Below are 18,461 nucleotides of genomic sequence, written 5' to 3'. Positions count from 1 at the left end.
AAAACCTCGCGCAAATCATGGTCACGCTGCTTGGCATCCAATGGCAACAAGGAAAGGTAGGGCGCGACGAATTCCCATTCTTCATCACTCACGTCGCTTGGGTAAGATTTGCGAGCATTCATGCTCGCCAGACTTCTTTCCGATCCCTTAGTTCATAACACTCTCTAGAGTCAAAGTCATTGCGAACGAGAAATAAGAGGTACCGTGTGCGTCAGGCCGCGCCCTCCGCATTTGCGGCCGTGCAGGCATGTAACACCAAACGCCGACTGATTCCGCACACTGCGAGCTGCAACCGAAAGCCGTCGGAGAAGCATCTGCATTTCTTTCCAACAGCCTGTTTCGTCAATGCCGGAAATGAAATATGTCAGTGGAATGAATATGGACAAGGCCTTCGCTGATGCCTCCTCATTCAGTGTAATTCCCGCTCCGATTTCGCCATGGCTGGAACTGGCTTCCCCGGTCGCTACGCTTGTCGCCCTCCGCGCAGCCGTCGACAGCGGCACAGATTGCGTCTGTATTTCATATCACAGCAAATCGCTTACGCCCTTGCTGACAGCCCATATTCACAATGGAGTTCGATACGCCCACGACCATGGATGCAAGGCGATTCTTCAACTTGATACCCGATCGCACGGGCCGGATTGGCGTTGCGTGTCCGGTACGCTTGAATGCGCTGCCCAATCGGGGATTGACGCAATACTCCTCGCTGATGCCTCTCTGGTGCTATATGCAGCCGCCCGATATCCGGCAATACCCAGGCACTATGTCGCATTTGATCCGGTTCAGGACAAACGCGCCATCGATCTACTTCGCGCCCGTTTCGGCATTTCGCGTATCGTCCTGCGGGAAACTCCACCCTTGTCCGCGATAAAGCGACTAGTGATGCAACTTTCGGAATGCGCAAACCTGGAGCTCGGAATCCCCGGCTCGACAATCTGCCGCGCAATCGGCGAACAACGCGAGAAGGAGCGCATCATAGTCTGGGCGAAGGATCGCCCGCCCTCTCCGCTGGAACAATGCGTCGGCAATGAGGATGCGGCCAACGACCGATGCTATCAAGCACCGCGAACTTCGAACACCGCAATGCTAAAGGGTTTGCCGATGCTGGCGGCAGTCGGAGTTCACGCGATTCATATTGAAACGCCGTCGCGCAATCCGATCGAGCTCGCACAAACGGTACGTGTGTGGCGCGCAGCTATCGACGATTGCCTCGATGACCCTTGCCGTTATTCAGTGAGATCTTCCTGGATCAATGAACTCGACAAGGTGTCATCTGAATCTTGACCGTTGACCGCGGCGCGGTCGGAACGTTTGCCATCTCACTCGGCTGTCGACGCATTTCGTTTCGGCGCGACGATATGACGCATCGAGAGATTTCTCGTGGCAACGAAGATCTCGCGCAGCAGAAAGACGAAACTGCCGATTAATGCGAACATTCCAAGCACAAAGCACAGCGCAATGACTTTTGCGAGTTCCAGATTCAGCGCGTCACCGATGAAGAGCGCCGCAATAACGATGCAAACCAATAGCGCGCAGGAGGTACTGAGGGTAATGGCGTGATTGATCAGATGCGCTCGGCGATAGAGCGTAGCGAGCTCTTGATACGCCTCCGAATGGTCCGCGCCCGTCGTTGTGGCGATGCGGTCTTCCAGTATGCGCGAACGGTCGATGATCCGCGCAAGTCGATTGGTCAGCACGGTCAGATTGGTGCCGACGCCGGTCAGAAGAAAAACCGGGGCGATGGCAAGCTGAATAATGTGGCTGATGTCTCCGAGCTGAATATCCATGATTATGGCGATTTGTGTTGACAGAACGAAGGGATTGTAATCGGGCAATGCAGAACTTGTTCAGTTTAAATACAGATTGATGCCTGCACGCGGCTCTGCCTGCGAAAACCATTATTCATGTTCATTTTCATAGGGGAACTTATACCCGTCCGACCGTTTTTCCGCAGCCCTCGCCCCTTGCCTCGTTATCTGATATTCAATATTATCTCTTCATCGCAGCGCAGCAAAACAGCGCAGCGACAGCTTAACGCTTACCAAGCAAAGCCACCTAATAATGAATTTGTTCAGCACCGATCGGTGCTTTTGCGTAGGGGAAGGTTTTTATGAGACAGACGCGGCTTCCGGCTCCTGCTTTGCCCCGATCAAGACTGACCTCCGTTGCCGCATCCGGGGCGATCATCCTGACATTGATCGCCGCAGCGTTTCTCTTTCATTTCGCGCTTGGCCGACAGAACGAAGGCAAGCGAAGCCCTCTCGAGTTGCAGCTCGCGCTGGCCGCAGGCGTACTGTTCGGCGTCGCCTTATGCGAAATTGTTCGCACAGCCTTGGGCAAACGCCGGCCCCGCACGAAAAATGGCGCAGCGTCCCCGCCGCATGTCAGCGCCGCCTGGTTTGATCGGGCGCAGGTCCTCGCCCAATTCGGAACCTATGAAATCCATGTGGCGATGAATACTCCCCATGAATCTACACGATGGTCCCAGGAAATGTTTCGGATAGTCGGCCGGGACCCGGAATCCGGATCGTTACCGATGGACGAATACATCGAACTCTATGTGCATCCCGACGACCAGGAAAATGTCCGGACACTTGTGCGCAAGGCCCTGCGCGACTGCGAAAGCACGGTCTCCGAATACCGCATCCGCTCCTCCGACGGCGACATCAAGCACATCTACGACTATCTTGAGTTCGCGTCCACGACGGGCGGTGAAAAGATATTCCTCGGACAGGCATTCGATATAACCGAACGCAAACTGATTGAATACGAGAGGCTGGAGTCCACGGCAAGATATAAGACTTTTATCGAGCAATTGGGAGGCATGCAGTACATCAGCAGACTTGATGAGCAGGCCACCAACGTCTACATCAGCGACCGGGTCGAGCGTCTTCTCGGCTTCACGTCAGAGGAATGGTGTGCCGACCCCGAGTTACGCATTCGCCAGTTGCATGAAGACGATAGAGCCGAGGTCCTTTCAACGCTGGCGACTCAGATTGCGGGTCGGGAGCCACTGAGCATCGACTATCGCATTTATGCAAAAGATGGTTCCCTGCGCTGGTTTCACGACGAAGCGCGTATTGTGGCGGATTCCGATGGAGAGCCGCTGTTTCTGCAAGGTGTCATGTTCGACATCACGGAACGCAAGCTGGCGCAACAGGATCTGGAGCGCTCTCATTGCGAACTGAAAAAACTGGTTTCTGCCCTCGATGAATTGAGAGAAGAAGAGCAAAAGCGATTGGCGAGGGAAATGCATGACGACTTGGGGCAACTGCTGGCAGCAATGAAGATGGACTTGTCGGACTTGCAGCAATACCTGCCGCAAAACAACGTCAAGGTGATTCAGAGACTGGAGGGCATCAACGATCTGGTCAATACGATGGTCACATCGGTACGTCGTATTATTTCGGATCTGCCTCCCAAGATCCTCGAGGATCTCGGTCTGATCAACGCGATTCGAGTGCTGGCGTCCAACTTCCAGAAACGATACAAGATTGGCTGCCATCTTGATTTGCCCGAGCAGGAGCTCGCTATCGAACAAAGAATTGCGACCGCGATATACCGGATGGTCCAGGAGGCGCTCAATAACGTGGCGAAGCATGCCGACGCGACACAGGTCGCGGTGAGCATTGAACTGCAAAACGAAAGCATTGGATTGTGCATTGCGGATAATGGAAAAGGCATGACGCCGAGTGCGCAGCAGAAAAACGGGTCATTCGGCCTGATTGGGATTCGCGAGCGCGCAGCCACACTGAAAGGCGAAGTCCGCATTGAGAGCCAAGCAGGCGACGGCACCAAGCTACATATCCGGCTTCCGGTCGATATTCAGCATTCTGTGGAATCAGGCTGAAAATCCTTCAGCAAAAGCTCGCAATTTGAGCTGGCTTAAACTTTTGACAGTTAGCGGAATCGAATTCATTTTCTGCGGCCATATTGATACAGGGTTATGCGACTCATGCACCATTCTTGCCGCGACTGAATTGCCGCGCATCCGGGCAAAACGCAGCGCATCCAGCTATGGAAGTTCCAAGAAACACTGTCAGGGTTTTCGTCGTGGCCAGCTCAGGCCCTGTCAGGCGGAGCTTGTTGCGCATGTTCGACGAAATTCCCGTTGTCGAACTTGTCGGCGTAACGAGCAACAAATCCGTGTCACCGCAAAGCCTGGCCGAACTCAAGCCGGACCTGCTCCTGCTCAATCCCGCACCCGACCAGGATGGCCGGCGCCGGTTGTTTGACTACCTCTCGCAACATCTTCCGCGCTGCAAGACGGTCATTCTTTCAAAGCCATCGGAAAAGGAGCCATGCGACGACAAGAAAAACAGGCATGCCAAGGCAAAAATCCGGGAAGGGTATGCAAGTGCCGTCATCGACCCGGACGACCAGACGCATATCCGTGCTGAAATACAAAAATCGATTCTCGAAAAGAACATCAAAAACACCGAGCCACGCCACACCACGCGCGGGAATGCCGTGGGTTATCTGTACGACTATATCGAGTCCATGTCGAACGACAATCAACGACGGACATTTTCCGGTGTCGTGCACGACATTACAGAGCGCAGGCGAAGGAGCAGCGGACGCCGACAGGCGGAACTGAATCGTGCCAAGTCCGTAGCGCGACTGCAGTCATTCGTCGAACAGCTCCCCGGCATGCCTTACATCGCACAACTGAATAATGCCGACGGAAACATATACGTCAGCCCTCGCATTGAAGAACTGCTTGGCTTCAGCCCGCAGCAATGGTGCTCCAACCCGGATCTTCGCATCAGGCAATTGCACCCAGCGGACCGAGAAAAGGTTCTCCAGGCTATTCGGCACGCCATCGAAACCAGGAACAGCTACCTGATCGACTATCGCATATTCAGGCGCGACGACGGCATGCGCTGGTTTCATGACGAGGGACGCGTGATCGTGGACGATGATGGCAAGCCACTCTTTCTGCAAGGGGCCATCATCGATATCACCGAGCGCAAGCAGGCGCAGGAAGAATTGGAGCGATCACATGGCGAACTGCAAGAACTGATCACGGCGCTCGATACCTTGCGCGTCGAAGAGCAGCGAAGGCTGGCTCATGAAATGCATGACGATTTCGGGCAATTGCTGGCAGCAATGAAGCTGGACCTGTGCACCCTGAAGCAGCATTTGTCCAGCCAGGATTCCGAAGCCGTCAAATATCTCGGCAGCATCAACGACCTTGTCGATGCGATGGTGACCTCGGTGCGGCGCATCCTCGCCGATCTTCCGCCGAAGATGGTCGATGATCTTGGCCTGTTCAATGCCTTGCGGGCCATGGCCAGGAATTTCGAGAAACGCCATCAACTCGCCTGCGATCTCGAGTTTTCAGGATTGGAGCCGGAGCTGGATCCGAAAGTCGCGACCGCACTTTTTCGCATGGCGCAGGAAGCACTCAATAACGTCGCCAAGCATGCATGCGCGACATTGGTTTGGCTGCGGATCGATTGCGACACGACGTCCATCGCACTGACGGTACGTGACGACGGAAGAGGCCTGCAGAAGGCGTGCCTGCACAAGCCTGGTTCATTCGGGCTGATCGGTATGCAGGAACGGGCGAGCGCACTCGGCGGAGAAATGAAAATCGAGAGCGGAGGCGACCACGGGACGACCATCAAGATTGTTATTCCCCTCCGCGCCCAGGCTGCACCGACCTGTTGATGCATCGCTTTTGCTGATCGCTTGACCCGGATCGGCGCTGCGTGCCGTGTGCATATGGAGTTAGGCAGCGCGCTCCGGCCGAGTCCGTTACTTGGCTTTCAGCAAGTGCGCGATTGTGATTTCTCAATCTGCTTTCGATTTTGTCTGTTAATTTGAATTTGCGACGGTCATAGGCAGGTATGCATGAACTTCTATCAGATGTTTCGATATGAATTTTGGGATTCGGAAGAGTGCATATTCGCAATACCGGCAGCCGGCCCCATATGTTCACCGGCAAAAGCCGTCGGATATCGGTTAGCGCAAAGCGAACCATTACAGCGGCCAGTACGATCGAAAATAACGATCATTTTCAAACGACTCAGGGCAGCGCCGGCATTCCTCACGGCTAGCGCAGCAAGGTAGCGCCGGCGACCGCAACAGCAGCGGATTCGTGCAGGCGGGACACGAAGATGATGCGAATACTGTTTTAAGCGATGCGGCAAACCACGTATATGAGCGTCCCTCTTGTATCAGGTGTCGGCACAGCACCGTGGAGCTGTCTGCAAAGGCGGATTTTCCTTCCGCATCTTGCGATCGAATCGCGCCCGGGGGCGCTTACGAGTAACCGTCAAACAGGCTCTGGCAATAGAGAATTGTGATGACCATCCAATTGGAATACAGCACCGGCAAGCTGCCGAACTTCATCACCACGCTGTCCCGCTTCCCTGCCAGCAAAGTCGGGCCGTCATTGCTGTCGATCATTCAATCCGCAATGGACGGAGTCATCATCGTGGACGCGGCGCGACAGATCGTACTGGTGAATCAAAAGGTGGAGCGGATGTTCGGTTATCCCGCCAAGCAGTTGCTGGAACAGTCGCTCGACGTCCTCATGCCTCCTCGTATCAGCAACGATCAAAAGCGTCGAATGGATCGACTGGCAGCGATACGGATGCACGGCCGGCGAAGCAAGCTCGAGCTGAAAGGGGTGCATTCCAACGGAGCGCACTTGTCCCTCAACGCCAGCATTTCCCGCATCACCGTGCATGGCGAGTTGTTTCTCGCCCTGATCCTGCATGATTCAAGACTGCACCCCGAAGCCTCGAGCGAAGGCAGCCGGCGTTCCATCAGGCCTTCCGAACTGCGCCAATGGGCGGTTTCTTCACAGCAGGCAACTGAGGTGGAGAAAAGACGGTTCTCGAAAAAACTTTACGATGACATTGGCCAGCGCCTGAGCGTTCTGAAACTGGATCTCGACTGGCTTGAGAACAGTCTGCCGAACACCGACGAAGGCTTGCCTGCCCGTCTGGCACAGATGCAAGGCCTGCTCGACAATGTGATCACCATGACGAAAAACATGGCATCCGCATTGCGGCCTCCCTTGCTGGATGACTTCGGGCTGCTGCCCGCCGTCGAGTGGATGGCCGAGAATTTTCAGAAAAAGACGCAGATCAAATGCTCGGTTGAAACGCACGGTATGATGGCAAAGCTTGGTGATCCGATCGAGTCGGCGATCTTCCGCGTCATTCAGGAAGGACTGTCGAACATTGAGCGCCATGCGCACGCCACTCACGCCCGTATCGCATTTGTCCGGAGCGACGATCAGGTCGATGTTATGATTCAGGATGATGGAATCGGCATGGCAAGGGGCTGCGAGGGTAAATCGGGGTGTTATGGCCTGATTGCAATGCAGGAACGGATTTTCATGTTAGGCGGTACAATCAGCATCCGGAATCTTGAGCCGCACGGGGTCGCCATTCATGCCACCATTCCGATAGAACCGATTTCTTATTCTGAACCTATTTCGCATACGCCAACGAAACGCCTATGATCCGTATCGTAATCGCTGACGATCACACTATTATGCGCGAAGGTTTGAAGCGCATTCTCGATGGTGCCGATGACATTGAGGTCGTCGGCGAAGCCGTCGACGGCTTCGAGGCGCTCGCCCATGTACGCAAGGGCGGATTCGATCTCCTGATGCTCGACCTGTCGATGCCGGGGCGCAGTGGCGTGGAACTGATCCGCCAGATCAAGGACGAGGTGCCGAAGCTCCCGATCCTGATTCTGACCATGCATGAAGAAGAGCAGTACGCCGTACGGGCCATTCGTGCCGGGGCGCGCGGCTACCTCACCAAGGAAAGCGCCGGAACGCAGCTGGTCAGTGCGATCCGCAAGGTCGCTTCCGGGCGGCCTTATATCAGCCTTGAAGTTGCCGAGCAGCTTGCGATGGATGTCATGCCGGCCAATGAGGATTTGCCCCACAAACAGCTATCCAACCGAGAATTTGAAGTGTTCACGCTCCTGGTCAGCGGAAAATCGATCACCGAAATCGCCGACTTTCTTCATTTGAGCGCCAAAACCGTCAGTACGCACAAAACGCGCATTCTTACCAAGATGAATATGAATTCGCTGGCAGAAATGGTGCAATACGCGGTCCAGCATCGCCTGCTCGGACCGATGAAGAACTGAATTCAGCGTTTTCTTTCCCTCACTTTCTCCCATGATGAGCTCTCGAAATCCTCGCCGAGAGACTCTTGGGCTGTGCATCAAAAACGCGATACCCAGCCTTGCTAATTTCCAGTTGGAAACGCTGCCATTCGGAAAATTCAACAGCGCGTTGTAGGAATAATCCTACAGCGACTGACTGTCCCCTACATTCCAATTCAGCCCGCACCGATAGCAATTGCTTGTTGCGATTGCGATACTGAGCACTTCGCATGATGCATGCCAGGCAAGCAACTCTTTATTTACCCTGAACATGTTTTAAACGCCCAAGGAGGCGTTTCCACACATCGGCGGAGTCGAATTTAACGTTCGTGCGAGCAGGTTGAGCTGACGCGCGATGAATGTGTCGAATTATCTGAATTAGGAGATGACCATGTTGTCCTCGCAAATGCCTGAAATCCGTTCCGATTCATCAGCTTCTGCTCTGCATTCATCTTCTCTGGAAGCGGGATGGCAACGTCAGGGAAAACTCTGGTCGAACCTGAAGGAATTGTGTGACGTCCTGCGCATTCCTTCGGCAGCGATCCATACCGACGAAGAGCTGCTATTCCAGCATGTCCAGTTCAAGACGGGCCAGCGCATCCATACAATCGGACAGCCTTTCGATACCTTGTATATCGTTCATTCCGGTTTTCTGAAAACCGTCTTGATCGACGAGTTCGGTAACGAGCAAGTGCTCAGCTTCCCGATGAAAGGTGATCTGTTCGGCGTGGATGGCATTCATACCAAGCGCTATGCGTCAGAAGCGGTTGCCCTGTCGAACTGCGACCTCATTTTGCTTCCGTTCAAGAAACTCACCGCACTCGGCCGTGCGCATGTGGAATTCGAACATGCCATGTACAGCGTGATGAGCCGTGAACTGGTCCGCGAACAAGCCATGGTCAGCATGCTCGGTGCTCTCAGCGCGGAGGCACGCGTGGCGCGCTTCCTGGTCAATTTGTCGGAGCGTTATGCGGAAATGGGTTACTCCAGCAAGCTGTTCAATCTGCGCATGACACGTCATGAAATCGGCAGTTACCTTGGCCTGACACTGGAAACGGTCAGCCGCACCTTGTCTGCATTCAATGAAATCGGCTTGATTACCGTCGACCAGCGTTCAATCGGCATCAAGGATCCCGAGGCACTGAAGACCTTGCGTCGCCTGCCCCCATCCAGCTCGCGTGCAAAGCAGGTCGCCGCCAAGAAAGCACGTTTAGCGCCGCAATCTCCGGAGCAGCCGGACACCGACTGGGGACAATTCGCAACGGCGTGACGTCGGCTACAGGCGCTGCGGGGATAAACCTCCCGCCAGTGCGTCTGATAGAAAATAAGCCGACCAGCGTCGGCTTATTTTTTTGGGCATGTTTTTGGACGTGTATTTGATCTATTTGCGTTTCCCCCCACCGGGAGGAACTCCTCTTTTTTCGTCGCTGCCTTCTTCCGCAACTGTCGCCGTCTGCCTTGCTGCCTGCGCCGAGATACTGGCAGCGCTATCGACAGCGCTGGTCGCTGCGTCCTGCGCGGAACCGGCCGCGACATTGGCCACGTTCGCGTAATTACCCGCGCTCTGCATCGTCCGCCGTGCCGCGTTCTCGGCAGTAGACCGCGCCGCCATCATATTCTTCTTGGCGAGGTCGGCAACTTCCTTGAATGCGGACTCCCACACGGAAAACATGCTTGTCATCGGGTTGAACGCGGCATCGTTCGCTTGGTCCTGCGCGGTCTCGAGCGGTGCCGTGGCAGTGCTGGTCGCATGCGAACCGACCTGTTCAAGATAATCCTGCATCGAGCGACCGATTTCATTCTGCATTTCGGCGAAAATCCGCATTATTTCCTTCTGGTAGTTCATCGCCTCGTCGGGATTGCGCGACAAGAAACCGGATTGCAATGTGGTCCCCACGCTGCGAGGATCACGCGCGGCCGTCATCGCCTGGACAAAATTCAGCTGTTCGTTGAAGGCACGATGCGATGCGCCGATGACCACACGATCTATTTTTTCCGTGCCGGAAAACAAAGCGTCAGCAAAGCGGCGCGATGCTTCCAATTGCGTCTGATACATCGTGACCAATGGATTCAAAAAATTCTGCATGATTGCTCTCCTAGGAAAGATGAGAAGAGAAAAATAAGAAGTTCAATACATTCCCGTTTCCGACATTAGTCGGCATTTCGATGATTCCCGCTGTACCAGTCTTGCGGCCAATGAAGCAGATCCCATCGTGTCCAACGCGCCGGTTACGCGCGCAACTCTTGCAATCCACGCCGCCTGCGATTCTGTCTGCAGGGCGGGCTGCAAAGAGAATTAATAATGGGATGTAGTGAGATGAACCGTGTATATTCTGTGCGCATTCAGGACCGTCTTCCACCCGCTTCCAACCGCGCTTGAGACAAATCAAGCACCATCCCGATTGGAATACGTTTCATCGATGCGGAATGTCCAACGGCGCCAATTGAGGCACCTGGTCCAGGTTCGAGTGAGTGCTGCCATCGAACCTGAAATGACGGCCGCAGCCCGACCGCCGAGGCTTCGTTCAATACATATGCTGACCGCCATTGATGGCGATATTTGCTCCGGTCAGAAACCCTGCCTGCTCGGAGCAAAGATAGGCAACGAGGCCGGCAACTTCGTCGGGCTCGCCCAGTCTGCCCACCGGGATTTCCGGAAGAATTTTTGCCTCGAGAACTTCTTTGGGCACTTTCATGACCATTTTCGTCCGCAGGTAGCCGGGAGAAACCGTATTCACGGTAATGCCCTTGCTCGCAACCTCCAGCGCCAGTGCCTTGGTGAAGCCATGCACGCCAGCTTTCGCAGCGGAATAGTTTGCCTGCCCGAAGGCACCTTTCTGCCCATTGACCGAGGAGATGTTGACGATACGTCCCCACTGGTTTTCCAGCATGCCGTGAAGCACGGGTTTGCTCATGTTGAATACGCTGTCAAGGTTGGTCGTCAGTACTTCATGCCAATCCTCCAGTGACATTTTCCTGAGTGTCGTGTCGCGTGTGATGCCTGCGTTGTTAATCAGGATGTCGATCCGACCCAGATCACTGACGACCTTCATCACGCCCGCCTCGCATGAGCTGAAGTCGGAGACATCTACCTTGTATGCTGAAAAATCGAAGCCCTGCGCTTTTTGTTCATTGAGCCACGTCTCGGCGTGATCGTTGTGGGGAGAGTAGGTCGTAGCCACGCGATATCCGGCGGTGAAAAGTTTTCTGCTTATTGCTTCCCCCAGGCCGCCCATGCCTCCTGTGACCAGCGCTACTCGTTGTGTGTTCATGATTTCCTCTCGCGTTATGTCCAAGTAATATCTGCCGACGCTGCAAAATCCGTGAACAGAAACAAGGGGCGCTTCGATCCATCGCTTTCCAGTCCGAATTACCCAGCCAGGCAAATCGGTTCAGAGAATAGCCAATTAAATCGAAGGGCAATTTGATCAAAAGCCACTCTTCTTCACTCACATTCGCAATTTGCGCGGCGTATTCCACACTGGAAATTTCAGCTCAGTGAAGGCCGGCAGCGCGCCGCACATCCATCAAGGCGAACCAGCCGAACCAAGGCTTGTCTATGAGAGTGCGCGACCTGTTTCGCATTTAGCATCCATTGGATTCTTGCGCTTCGACAGGACTGCAAGACAGAATCGCCGCCAACGGTGACAGCCGGTTCCCGTCAGCTTGCTTAGGCCATGAATGAATGCAGCCCAAGATATACATTTCATATTCGCCAGGAAAACTGGGCTCTGTCTTTGCGTTGTTTTATTTCGAGTCCGGTGATGACATCTATGGCTGGCATATCGAAGCGAGAGGTCTGTATTTCTCGGCAGCCTTCCTCATGGCCGAACATTTCTATGCGAACCGCACGCCACACCTCTATCGCAGCGTGCAGGACGATGTATACGGCCCATGGACCATCGACTATCCACCTACCCGGGACGAGATTCGTTGCCCGGTGCCCGAGTCGGTAGGGCATGAACTGGAGCGCGCTCAATCGCGCTTCGTTGAAGAGTGGCTGTTCTTCAAGAGCGACGGCGATATCGAAGCGGATGAGTCAGCCTACCGCACGCAAGCATTGCCCGTGCAGGAGGTCAACGTCAAGGCCAGGCGCTTGCTTCGCATGGTGAGGCAAGACGGCGTCTGGACGTTTATGACGCCGGGGCTTGATATCAATATCGTGCAATTCCTGCGCAAGTACTGGCGCTTATGCGAAAAGGTGCCGGCTCACTGAGTCCGGCAGCGGCGGCCCGGCGAGGCCGATGCGGCGAACGCTCCCTTGCAGCCTCATCGATCCAGCAGCGAGGCCGGAATGGTTTGGGTATCGACGATAGTCTCGAGCACCACATTGGAACGGATGTCGAGCACGCCTTCGGTCTTGTACAGTTTCTCGAGGATGAAAGCCGAATAGTGCTTGAGATTGTGCGCCCTCACTCGCAGCAGATAGTTGGCGTCGCCGGTGATGATGTGCGCGCCGATGACTTCGGGCCAGCCCTTGAGCGCAACGCTGAAGTTTTCGTGCCAATGCTGCACATCGCGCCGCATCGTCACCTGCACGAAGGCATCGACCTCAAGGCCGAGCTTCTCGGTATTCAGCACTGCGCTATAACGGCTGATAATCCCGCTCTCTTCCAGCAGCTTGACCCGTCGCAGACAGGAAGACGGCGACAAGAAAAGCTTCTCGGCGAGATTGAGGTTACTCATCCGGCCGTCTTCCTGCAGCAGCGTCAAAATCTTCAAGTCGGTGGTGTCAAGTTTCATTTCGAATGATTGTTCAGATTCGGAGGGTTTTCTCGTACTGTATTCGAATTCCGGCGAATTTTCAGGAGGAATCGGCAACAAAAATTCAGGGCTTTCGTCTTACACTTACTCATCACGTTTGCAGGAAACGCGCATGCCCGATTCGAAAACCCTCTGGGATATCAGTCCCGTCATCTCGTCCGCCACGCCAGTCTGGCCAGGCGATACGGCATTTCATGCAGAGCCCACATGGCAGATGAGTGATGGCTGCCCGGTCGCGGTCAGCCGCATCAGTATGTCGACCCATACCGGCGCGCACTGCGACGCGCCGTCACATTACGATGCGGGCGGCGCGTCGATCGATGCGGTGGCGCTCGACGCCTATCTCGGTCCGTGTCGCGTCATCGACTGCATCGGCATCGGCCGTGTCGAGCCGCGCCATGTCGCGCATGCGCTAAATGATGTTCCGCCGCGCGTACTGTTGCGCACTTACATCGCCGCGCCGCAAGGCTCCTGGGACCCTTCGTTTGCCAGCGTTGCAGCCGATACCATCGCGCTGCTCGCTGACCATGGTGTCGCGCTGATTGGCATCGACACCCCATCGCTCGATCCACAGGAATCAAAAACAATGGACGCGCATCATGCCGTGCGAAAGCATCGGATGGCTATCCTTGAAGGGATTGTCCTGAACGAAATCCCGGCAGGGGATTACGAACTGATCGCCCTGCCCTTGAAACTGCACGCAATGGATGCCAGCCCGGTACGCGCGGTGCTGCGATCCCTGGGAGGAAACGCACGATGACGACGCGTTCAGATTGCCTGGCAATGGATGCCGCGGATGCTCTGGCCGGTCTGCGCGACCAGTTCGCCCTGCCGGAAGGCGTGATTTACCTCGACGGCAACTCCCTCGGCGCTCGCCCCAAGGCAGCACTCGCGCGCGCGCAGGAAGTCATTGCTCGGGAATGGGGTGATGACTTGATTCGCAGTTGGAACCAGGCCGGCTGGTTTGACCTGCCCTCCCGCCTGGGCGACAAGCTCGCTCCATTGATCGGCGCCGCGAAAAACGAAACGGTCGTGACGGATACCACATCGATCAACCTGTTCAAGGCCCTGGCTGCCGCCCTTCACATTCAGGCCGGCAGCCCGTCAAGTGCGGGCCGCAAGCGCATCGTGACCGAGCGCGCCAATTTTCCGACCGATGTCTATATTGCGCAGGGCCTGTCCTCCTGGCTCGCGCGCGGGGTTGAAATACGCCTTGTTGATTCTCCCGAAGATCTGCCTGCCGCAATCGATGCGCAAACTGCGGTTGTCATGCTGACCCACGTGAACTATCGCACCGGCTACATGCACGACATGAAAGCGCTCACTGCACGCGCCCATTCCTGCGGTGCGCTCACCGTCTGGGACCTGGCGCATTCCGCCGGCGCGGTGCCGGTCGATCTGAATGCAGACAAGGCCGACTTTGCGGTCGGATGCACCTACAAGTATCTCAATGGCGGCCCCGGCGCGCCTGCCTTCATCTGGGTCGCGGCGCGGCATCAGGCGGGTTTTCAGCAACCGCTGTCGGGATGGTGGGGCCACGCAGCGCCATTTGCCATGCAAGCCGAATTCCGGCCAATCGACGGCATCCGTCGCGCACTTTGCGGCACGCAGCCGATCGTGTCGCTGGCAATGGTGGAATGCGGACTTGATCTCTTTGCGCAAACCAGCATGGACGCCATTCGTGCGAAGTCGCTGGCCTTGACCGATCTGTTCATCCGGCTGGTCGAGGATCGCTGCGCCAAGCATCCCTTATCGCTCGTCACGCCCCGCGAACACGCGCGGCGCGGGAGCCAGGTCAGCTTCGCGCACCCGCATGGCTACGCAGTGATGCAGGCGCTGATCGGGCGTGGGGTAATCGGCGACTATCGCGAACCGGCAATCATGCGTTTCGGGTTGACGCCCTTGTACACGCGCTTTATCGACGTGTGGGATGCAATGGAAATCCTGGCGGATATCCTGGACAACAAGAAATACGACGTCGCAGCGCCGCGCGATGCGGTGACCTGAACAAGCGAGGCAAATCATGGAATCGCAAAACCCGTCTGCATCCTGGCATGGCGCCAGGATGGACTTCAGCCAGGCGATGAGCTACGGCGACTACCTGGCACTCGACCAGGTGCTGTCGGCGCAACATCCGCGCTCGCCGGACCACAATGAAATGTTGTTTATCGTGCAGCATCAAACCAGCGAATTGTGGCTGAAACTGATGTTGCACGAATTGCATGCAGCGCGCCGACAAATGCATCTCGACGACTTGCCGCCGGCATTCAAGATGCTGGCACGCGTGGCGCGCATCATGGATCAGCTGGTGCATGCATGGGATGTGCTGGCGACGATGACGCCGACCGAATACAGCGCGATCCGGCCCTATCTCGGGCAGTCGTCCGGTTTTCAGTCCTGCCAGTACAGGGAGCTCGAATTCGTCCTCGGAAACAAGAATGCATCGCTTCTCGCCGTTCATGCCGCAACGCCGGAGCACCACGCGCGACTGGACGCTGCATTGCATCAGCCCTCGCTATACGATGAGGCGATCCTGCTGATGGCCAGGCAGGGATTTGCGATCGACACGGCTCGCCTGAATGCGGACTGGACGCAGGCGACAACTGCCGACGAATCGGTGAAGGCTGCCTGGCTCGCGGTTTATCAGGATCCGGCACGGCATTGGGCCTTGTATGAGCTTGCCGAAAAACTGGTCGACCTGGAGACGGCGTTCCGCTATTGGCGTTTCCGCCATGTGACCACCGTCGAGCGCATCATCGGCTTCAAGACCGGCACGGGCGGAACAGCCGGTGTCAGCTACCTGAGAAAAATGCTCGACGTCGTGCTGTTTCCCGAGCTGTTCGCGTTGCGCACCGCGCTCTGAGCGGCGCTTTCCCGCAACGTTCCCGCAAATAGAACGCGTAATCAAGGAGATGGCGCGACGGCAACAGGTATAATATTCTTGAAGCACAGAGCGAGTGGTGAGCAATTATTCAATGCGCTGTAACGAATTTTCATTTCCGAGCATGTTCGGGCCGCCTACCGCGGCCCGATTCATTTGGCGGCCGGCGCATAGTTTTTTGCTCACCAGAGAGCGCTTTTCCGGACGAGGCACGCAGCTTGCCCCTCTCGAACAGCACTTCAGGCAGCGGTAACCACGATTAGCATTTATGTCAAAGACCCAAAGCAGCAAACCGATAGAAATCAAGATTTCAACTGTCGTTGCCGTTTCCGCCATCCTGCGCATATCCGATCTGGCGACGCTGGACAAGGCAATGCAAGAGATGACGGGCGGCGCATCCGACTATTTCGATCATGAATTTGCCGTCATCGACGTTGCCGGCTGCGATTTCACCGGCAGCGTCGACTGGCCGGCGCTGATCGCCTTGCTCAAGTCCTACAGCCTGAATCCGGTCGCCGTACGCGGCGCACCGGCCGAGATGGAGCCGGAGATCGTCGCCAGCGGCCTGAGCATCGACACCTTGGTCAAACCGCGCCAGGAGGCACCGGAAGAGCAGCCTGCCGCACAGGCCCCTGCCCCCGTTCCGCCGGCACCGGCAGCACCAATCGCTGCGCCGGCGGCCATGATCGTCGATACGCCCGTGCGGGCCGGCCAGCGGATCTACGCGCGCGGCAGCGATTTGATCGTGACGGCCATCGTCAATAGCGGCGCCGAATTGATCGCCGACGGCAGCATCCATGTCTACGCGCCCCTGCGCGGACGGGCACTGGCCGGCGCCAGCGGCAACGCCGAAGCACGCATTTTTTCGCTGAGCATGGAAGCCGAGCTGGTTTCGATTGCCGGCATTTACCGCACCTTTGAGAGCGGCTTATCCCAGGATCTGGCGAAAAAACCTGCGCAGGTCCGTCTTGCTGGCGACCGGATAGATGTGATATCCATTCGCGCTTAGTTATTCGACTTTTCTGAAAGGAGTTTGTTTGTGGCCAAGATCATTGTTGTAACGTCCGGCAAAGGGGGCGTCGGCAAGACCACCTCCAGCGCCAGCTTTTCATCGGGGCTGGCGCTGCGCGGGCACAAGACGGTCGTCATCGATTTCGACGTCGGTCTGCGCAACCTCGACCTCATCATGGGATGCGAGCGTCGCGTCGTCTATGACTTCATCAATGTCATCAACAATGAAGCGACCCTCAACCAGGCCCTCATCAAGGACAAGCATTGCGACAATCTGTTCGTGCTGCCGGCATCGCAGACGCGCGACAAGGATGCGCTGACCGAAGAAGGCGTCGAGCGCGTGCTGAACGATCTGGCCAAGATGGATTTCGAGTACATCATCTGCGACTCGCCCGCCGGCATCGAACACGGCGCGGTGATGGCGCTGACCTTCGCCGATGAAGCCATCGTCGTCACCAATCCGGAAGTGTCGTCGGTGCGCGACTCGGATCGCATCCTCGGCATTATCCAGGCCAAGTCGCGCCGTGCGCTCAAGGGCGACACCCCGGTCAAGGAACACCTGCTGATCACGCGCTATGTTCCCAAGCGCGTCGATGCGGGCGAGATGCTGTCCTACACTGACGTACAGGAAATCCTCCGCATCCCGCTGATTGGTATCATCCCGGAATCCGAATCGGTGCTGCATGCCTCCAATCAAGGCAATCCGGCGATCCACATGGCCGGCAGCGATGTCGCGGAAGCGTATCAGGACGTGATTGCACGCTTCCTCGGCAATGAAGTGCCGCTGCGCTTCACCGCTTATGAAAAGCCGGGCCTGTTCCAGCGACTGTTCAAGGGCAAGTAATATGGCGCTACTCTCATTCCTGTTCAATAACAAGCCCAAAAGCGCCAGCACGGCGAAGGAGCGACTGCAGGTCATCATCGCTCGCGAACGCAATGGACGCGACGGCCCTGATTTCCTGCCTGCACTGCACAAGGAATTGATCGAAGTGATCTCGAAGTATGCCAAGGTGAACGCCGACGACATCAAGATTTCACTTGACCGTCAGGGCAACCTGGAAGTGCTGGATGTCAACGTGGTACTGCCGGACGCGGTACCCGGCAAATGATGAGGCAGCCTGCTTCTCGCGAAGGAATTCCTTCGCGAGAATTGCAAGCCATCAAACGATCAGTGGAGTTGATGCTTCAGGTCCGATAGTTCGCGGTGCGCTTGCATGATGGCGTTCTTCAGTTCGCCATCCACATTTCCGGAAGAATGCTCGCATGCATCCTTGGCCCGGTCACCGAGTTGCTCCAGGTTGTCCACGTACTGGCGAATCTGGTTTTCATCCTGCGACTGCAGCATGTTCCTCGCCTGGGTAGTCTGCTGATCGAGTTGCTGGATGCAGTCTTTCAGATCCATCGGAACAGCTTGCGCCGACTGACAGCGTTGCGCGGCCTGATGAATCGTGTTTTCAATCTGGCTGAAGCGTTGTTGGAGTTCGTTCTGGCGCATCATGGCATGTCTCCTTTCGGTAAGCGCTGCGAATAGAAACAACAGCCCCGTTTTGATAAATGCAGGTTAACGGAGTTCCAGCCCGGCGCCGCGCATTGAGAAAAGAAATCGGACCAATCCTGCCATAGCATCAGGATTGCCCACGAACTTGCCTGGTTCCTTTCAGTCACA

At 56.1% G+C, this 18,461-nt stretch carries 19 protein-coding genes; 13 read left to right on the top strand and 6 right to left on the bottom strand.

Annotation, left to right across the window (positions count from 1 at the left end):
- Nucleotides 1-122, bottom strand: a 122-nt coding sequence (locus tag VJ651_RS05125) for a transposase (protein ID WP_414691307.1), incomplete at its 3' end; no start/stop codon positions are given.
- Between the two features lie 256 nt (nt 123-378).
- On the opposite strand from VJ651_RS05125, the gene VJ651_RS05120 reads away from it, so the two are divergent.
- Nucleotides 379-1,284: a peptidase U32 family protein gene (locus VJ651_RS05120; protein ID WP_324106391.1), complete on the top strand. Its 906-nt coding sequence runs from the start codon at nt 379-381 to the stop codon at nt 1,282-1,284.
- Nucleotides 1,285-1,319: 35 nt separating this feature from the next.
- Here the strand turns inward: VJ651_RS05120 and VJ651_RS05115 are convergent, their stop codons facing one another.
- Nucleotides 1,320-1,787 carry a DUF2721 domain-containing protein gene (locus VJ651_RS05115; RefSeq protein ID WP_324106398.1) on the bottom strand — a complete coding sequence of 156 codons (468 nt, stop codon included), beginning with the start codon at nt 1,785-1,787 and terminating at the stop codon, nt 1,320-1,322.
- 323 nt (nt 1,788-2,110) lie between these two features.
- Between VJ651_RS05115 and VJ651_RS05110 the strand changes: the two genes are divergently transcribed.
- The 5 genes from VJ651_RS05110 to VJ651_RS05090 all read left to right on the top strand — a co-directional run bounded on the left by VJ651_RS05110 (nt 2,111) and on the right by VJ651_RS05090 (nt 9,409).
- On the top strand, nt 2,111-3,850 hold the full coding sequence (locus VJ651_RS05110; protein ID WP_324106390.1) for a PAS domain-containing protein: 1,740 nt from the start codon (nt 2,111-2,113) through the stop codon (nt 3,848-3,850).
- A gap of 242 nt (nt 3,851-4,092) precedes the next feature.
- Nucleotides 4,093-5,673 (top strand): PAS domain-containing protein, encoded by a 1,581-nt coding sequence (locus tag VJ651_RS05105; protein ID WP_324106389.1) that lies wholly within the window; start codon nt 4,093-4,095, stop codon nt 5,671-5,673.
- A 637-nt stretch (nt 5,674-6,310) separates the two neighbouring features.
- The gene (locus VJ651_RS05100) at nt 6,311-7,480 is read left to right on the top strand and encodes a PAS domain S-box protein (protein WP_324106388.1); all 1,170 of its coding nucleotides are present in this window, start codon (nt 6,311-6,313) and stop codon (nt 7,478-7,480) included.
- Nucleotides 7,477-8,121, top strand: coding sequence for a response regulator (locus VJ651_RS05095; protein WP_136415241.1), 645 nt, complete (start codon nt 7,477-7,479; stop codon nt 8,119-8,121). Before VJ651_RS05100 ends, VJ651_RS05095 begins: the two co-directional genes overlap by 4 nt.
- Before the next feature lie 475 nt (nt 8,122-8,596).
- On the top strand, nt 8,597-9,409 hold the full coding sequence (locus VJ651_RS05090) for a Crp/Fnr family transcriptional regulator (protein WP_324106397.1): 813 nt from the start codon (nt 8,597-8,599) through the stop codon (nt 9,407-9,409).
- 111 nt (nt 9,410-9,520) lie between these two features.
- Here VJ651_RS05090 and VJ651_RS05085 read toward each other — a convergent pair whose 3' ends face one another.
- Nucleotides 9,521-10,225, bottom strand: a complete 705-nt coding sequence (locus VJ651_RS05085) for a phasin family protein (protein WP_324106387.1) — start codon at nt 10,223-10,225, stop codon at nt 9,521-9,523.
- Nucleotides 10,226-10,664: 439 nt separating this feature from the next.
- Nucleotides 10,665-11,411, bottom strand: a complete 747-nt coding sequence (gene phbB, locus VJ651_RS05080) for an acetoacetyl-CoA reductase (RefSeq protein WP_324106386.1) — start codon at nt 11,409-11,411, stop codon at nt 10,665-10,667.
- A 413-nt stretch (nt 11,412-11,824) separates the two neighbouring features.
- Here phbB and VJ651_RS05075 point away from each other — a divergent pair, with 413 nt between their 5' ends.
- On the top strand, nt 11,825-12,355 hold the full coding sequence (locus tag VJ651_RS05075) for a hypothetical protein (RefSeq protein WP_324106385.1): 531 nt from the start codon (nt 11,825-11,827) through the stop codon (nt 12,353-12,355).
- Between the two features lie 53 nt (nt 12,356-12,408).
- Here VJ651_RS05075 and VJ651_RS05070 read toward each other — a convergent pair whose 3' ends face one another.
- Nucleotides 12,409-12,882, bottom strand: a complete 474-nt coding sequence (locus VJ651_RS05070; RefSeq protein WP_324106384.1) for an Lrp/AsnC family transcriptional regulator — start codon at nt 12,880-12,882, stop codon at nt 12,409-12,411.
- A gap of 133 nt (nt 12,883-13,015) precedes the next feature.
- On the opposite strand from VJ651_RS05070, the gene kynB reads away from it, so the two are divergent.
- From kynB to minE, 6 genes are all read left to right on the top strand, one after another.
- Entirely contained in the window at nt 13,016-13,663 is a 648-nt protein-coding gene (gene kynB / locus VJ651_RS05065; protein ID WP_324106383.1) for an arylformamidase, read from the top strand.
- On the top strand, nt 13,660-14,910 hold the full coding sequence (gene kynU / locus VJ651_RS05060) for a kynureninase (protein ID WP_324106382.1): 1,251 nt from the start codon (nt 13,660-13,662) through the stop codon (nt 14,908-14,910). Before kynB ends, kynU begins: the two co-directional genes overlap by 4 nt.
- Nucleotides 14,911-14,926: 16 nt before the next feature.
- A complete protein-coding gene (kynA, locus tag VJ651_RS05055) occupies nt 14,927-15,766 on the top strand; it encodes a tryptophan 2,3-dioxygenase (protein ID WP_324106381.1) in 840 nt (279 codons plus the stop codon).
- Between the two features lie 286 nt (nt 15,767-16,052).
- On the top strand, nt 16,053-16,793 hold the full coding sequence (gene minC / locus VJ651_RS05050; protein ID WP_324106380.1) for a septum site-determining protein MinC: 741 nt from the start codon (nt 16,053-16,055) through the stop codon (nt 16,791-16,793).
- Between the two features lie 30 nt (nt 16,794-16,823).
- Nucleotides 16,824-17,639: a septum site-determining protein MinD gene (gene minD / locus VJ651_RS05045; protein WP_324106379.1), complete on the top strand. Its 816-nt coding sequence runs from the start codon at nt 16,824-16,826 to the stop codon at nt 17,637-17,639.
- A 1-nt stretch (nt 17,640) separates the two neighbouring features.
- Nucleotides 17,641-17,904: a cell division topological specificity factor MinE gene (gene minE / locus VJ651_RS05040; protein WP_324106378.1), complete on the top strand. Its 264-nt coding sequence runs from the start codon at nt 17,641-17,643 to the stop codon at nt 17,902-17,904.
- A 59-nt stretch (nt 17,905-17,963) separates the two neighbouring features.
- On the opposite strand, the gene VJ651_RS05035 is transcribed toward minE, so the two are convergent.
- A complete protein-coding gene (locus tag VJ651_RS05035) occupies nt 17,964-18,293 on the bottom strand; it encodes a hypothetical protein (RefSeq protein WP_324106377.1) in 330 nt (109 codons plus the stop codon).
- Between the last annotated feature and the right edge of the window lie 168 nt (nt 18,294-18,461).

Origin of the sequence: Noviherbaspirillum sp. (assembly GCF_035254865.1) — a bacterium.
GTDB lineage: Bacteria > Pseudomonadota > Gammaproteobacteria > Burkholderiales > Burkholderiaceae_D > Noviherbaspirillum.
This window is presented reverse-complemented; position numbering and strand designations above follow the sequence as displayed.

What these genes read in the sequence shown, in the direction of transcription:
- phbB (WP_324106386.1), bottom strand. Translation starts at nt 11,411, where the DNA reads ATGAACACACAACGAGTAGCGCTGGTCACAGGAGGCATGGGCGGCCTG.
- VJ651_RS05035 (WP_324106377.1), bottom strand. Translation starts at nt 18,293, where the DNA reads ATGATGCGCCAGAACGAACTCCAACAACGCTTCAGCCAGATTGAAAAC.
- kynA (WP_324106381.1), top strand. Translation starts at nt 14,927, where the DNA reads ATGGAATCGCAAAACCCGTCTGCATCCTGGCATGGCGCCAGGATGGAC.
- VJ651_RS05120 (WP_324106391.1), top strand. Translation starts at nt 379, where the DNA reads ATGGACAAGGCCTTCGCTGATGCCTCCTCATTCAGTGTAATTCCCGCT.
- minC (WP_324106380.1), top strand. Translation starts at nt 16,053, where the DNA reads ATGTCAAAGACCCAAAGCAGCAAACCGATAGAAATCAAGATTTCAACT.
- VJ651_RS05085 (WP_324106387.1), bottom strand. Translation starts at nt 10,225, where the DNA reads ATGCAGAATTTTTTGAATCCATTGGTCACGATGTATCAGACGCAATTG.
- VJ651_RS05070 (WP_324106384.1), bottom strand. Translation starts at nt 12,882, where the DNA reads ATGAAACTTGACACCACCGACTTGAAGATTTTGACGCTGCTGCAGGAA.
- VJ651_RS05095 (WP_136415241.1), top strand. Translation starts at nt 7,477, where the DNA reads ATGATCCGTATCGTAATCGCTGACGATCACACTATTATGCGCGAAGGT.
- kynU (WP_324106382.1), top strand. Translation starts at nt 13,660, where the DNA reads ATGACGACGCGTTCAGATTGCCTGGCAATGGATGCCGCGGATGCTCTG.
- VJ651_RS05105 (WP_324106389.1), top strand. Translation starts at nt 4,093, where the DNA reads ATGTTCGACGAAATTCCCGTTGTCGAACTTGTCGGCGTAACGAGCAAC.
- minE (WP_324106378.1), top strand. Translation starts at nt 17,641, where the DNA reads ATGGCGCTACTCTCATTCCTGTTCAATAACAAGCCCAAAAGCGCCAGC.
- VJ651_RS05115 (WP_324106398.1), bottom strand. Translation starts at nt 1,787, where the DNA reads ATGGATATTCAGCTCGGAGACATCAGCCACATTATTCAGCTTGCCATC.
- VJ651_RS05075 (WP_324106385.1), top strand. Translation starts at nt 11,825, where the DNA reads ATGCAGCCCAAGATATACATTTCATATTCGCCAGGAAAACTGGGCTCT.
- VJ651_RS05100 (WP_324106388.1), top strand. Translation starts at nt 6,311, where the DNA reads ATGACCATCCAATTGGAATACAGCACCGGCAAGCTGCCGAACTTCATC.
- VJ651_RS05110 (WP_324106390.1), top strand. Translation starts at nt 2,111, where the DNA reads ATGAGACAGACGCGGCTTCCGGCTCCTGCTTTGCCCCGATCAAGACTG.
- kynB (WP_324106383.1), top strand. Translation starts at nt 13,016, where the DNA reads ATGCCCGATTCGAAAACCCTCTGGGATATCAGTCCCGTCATCTCGTCC.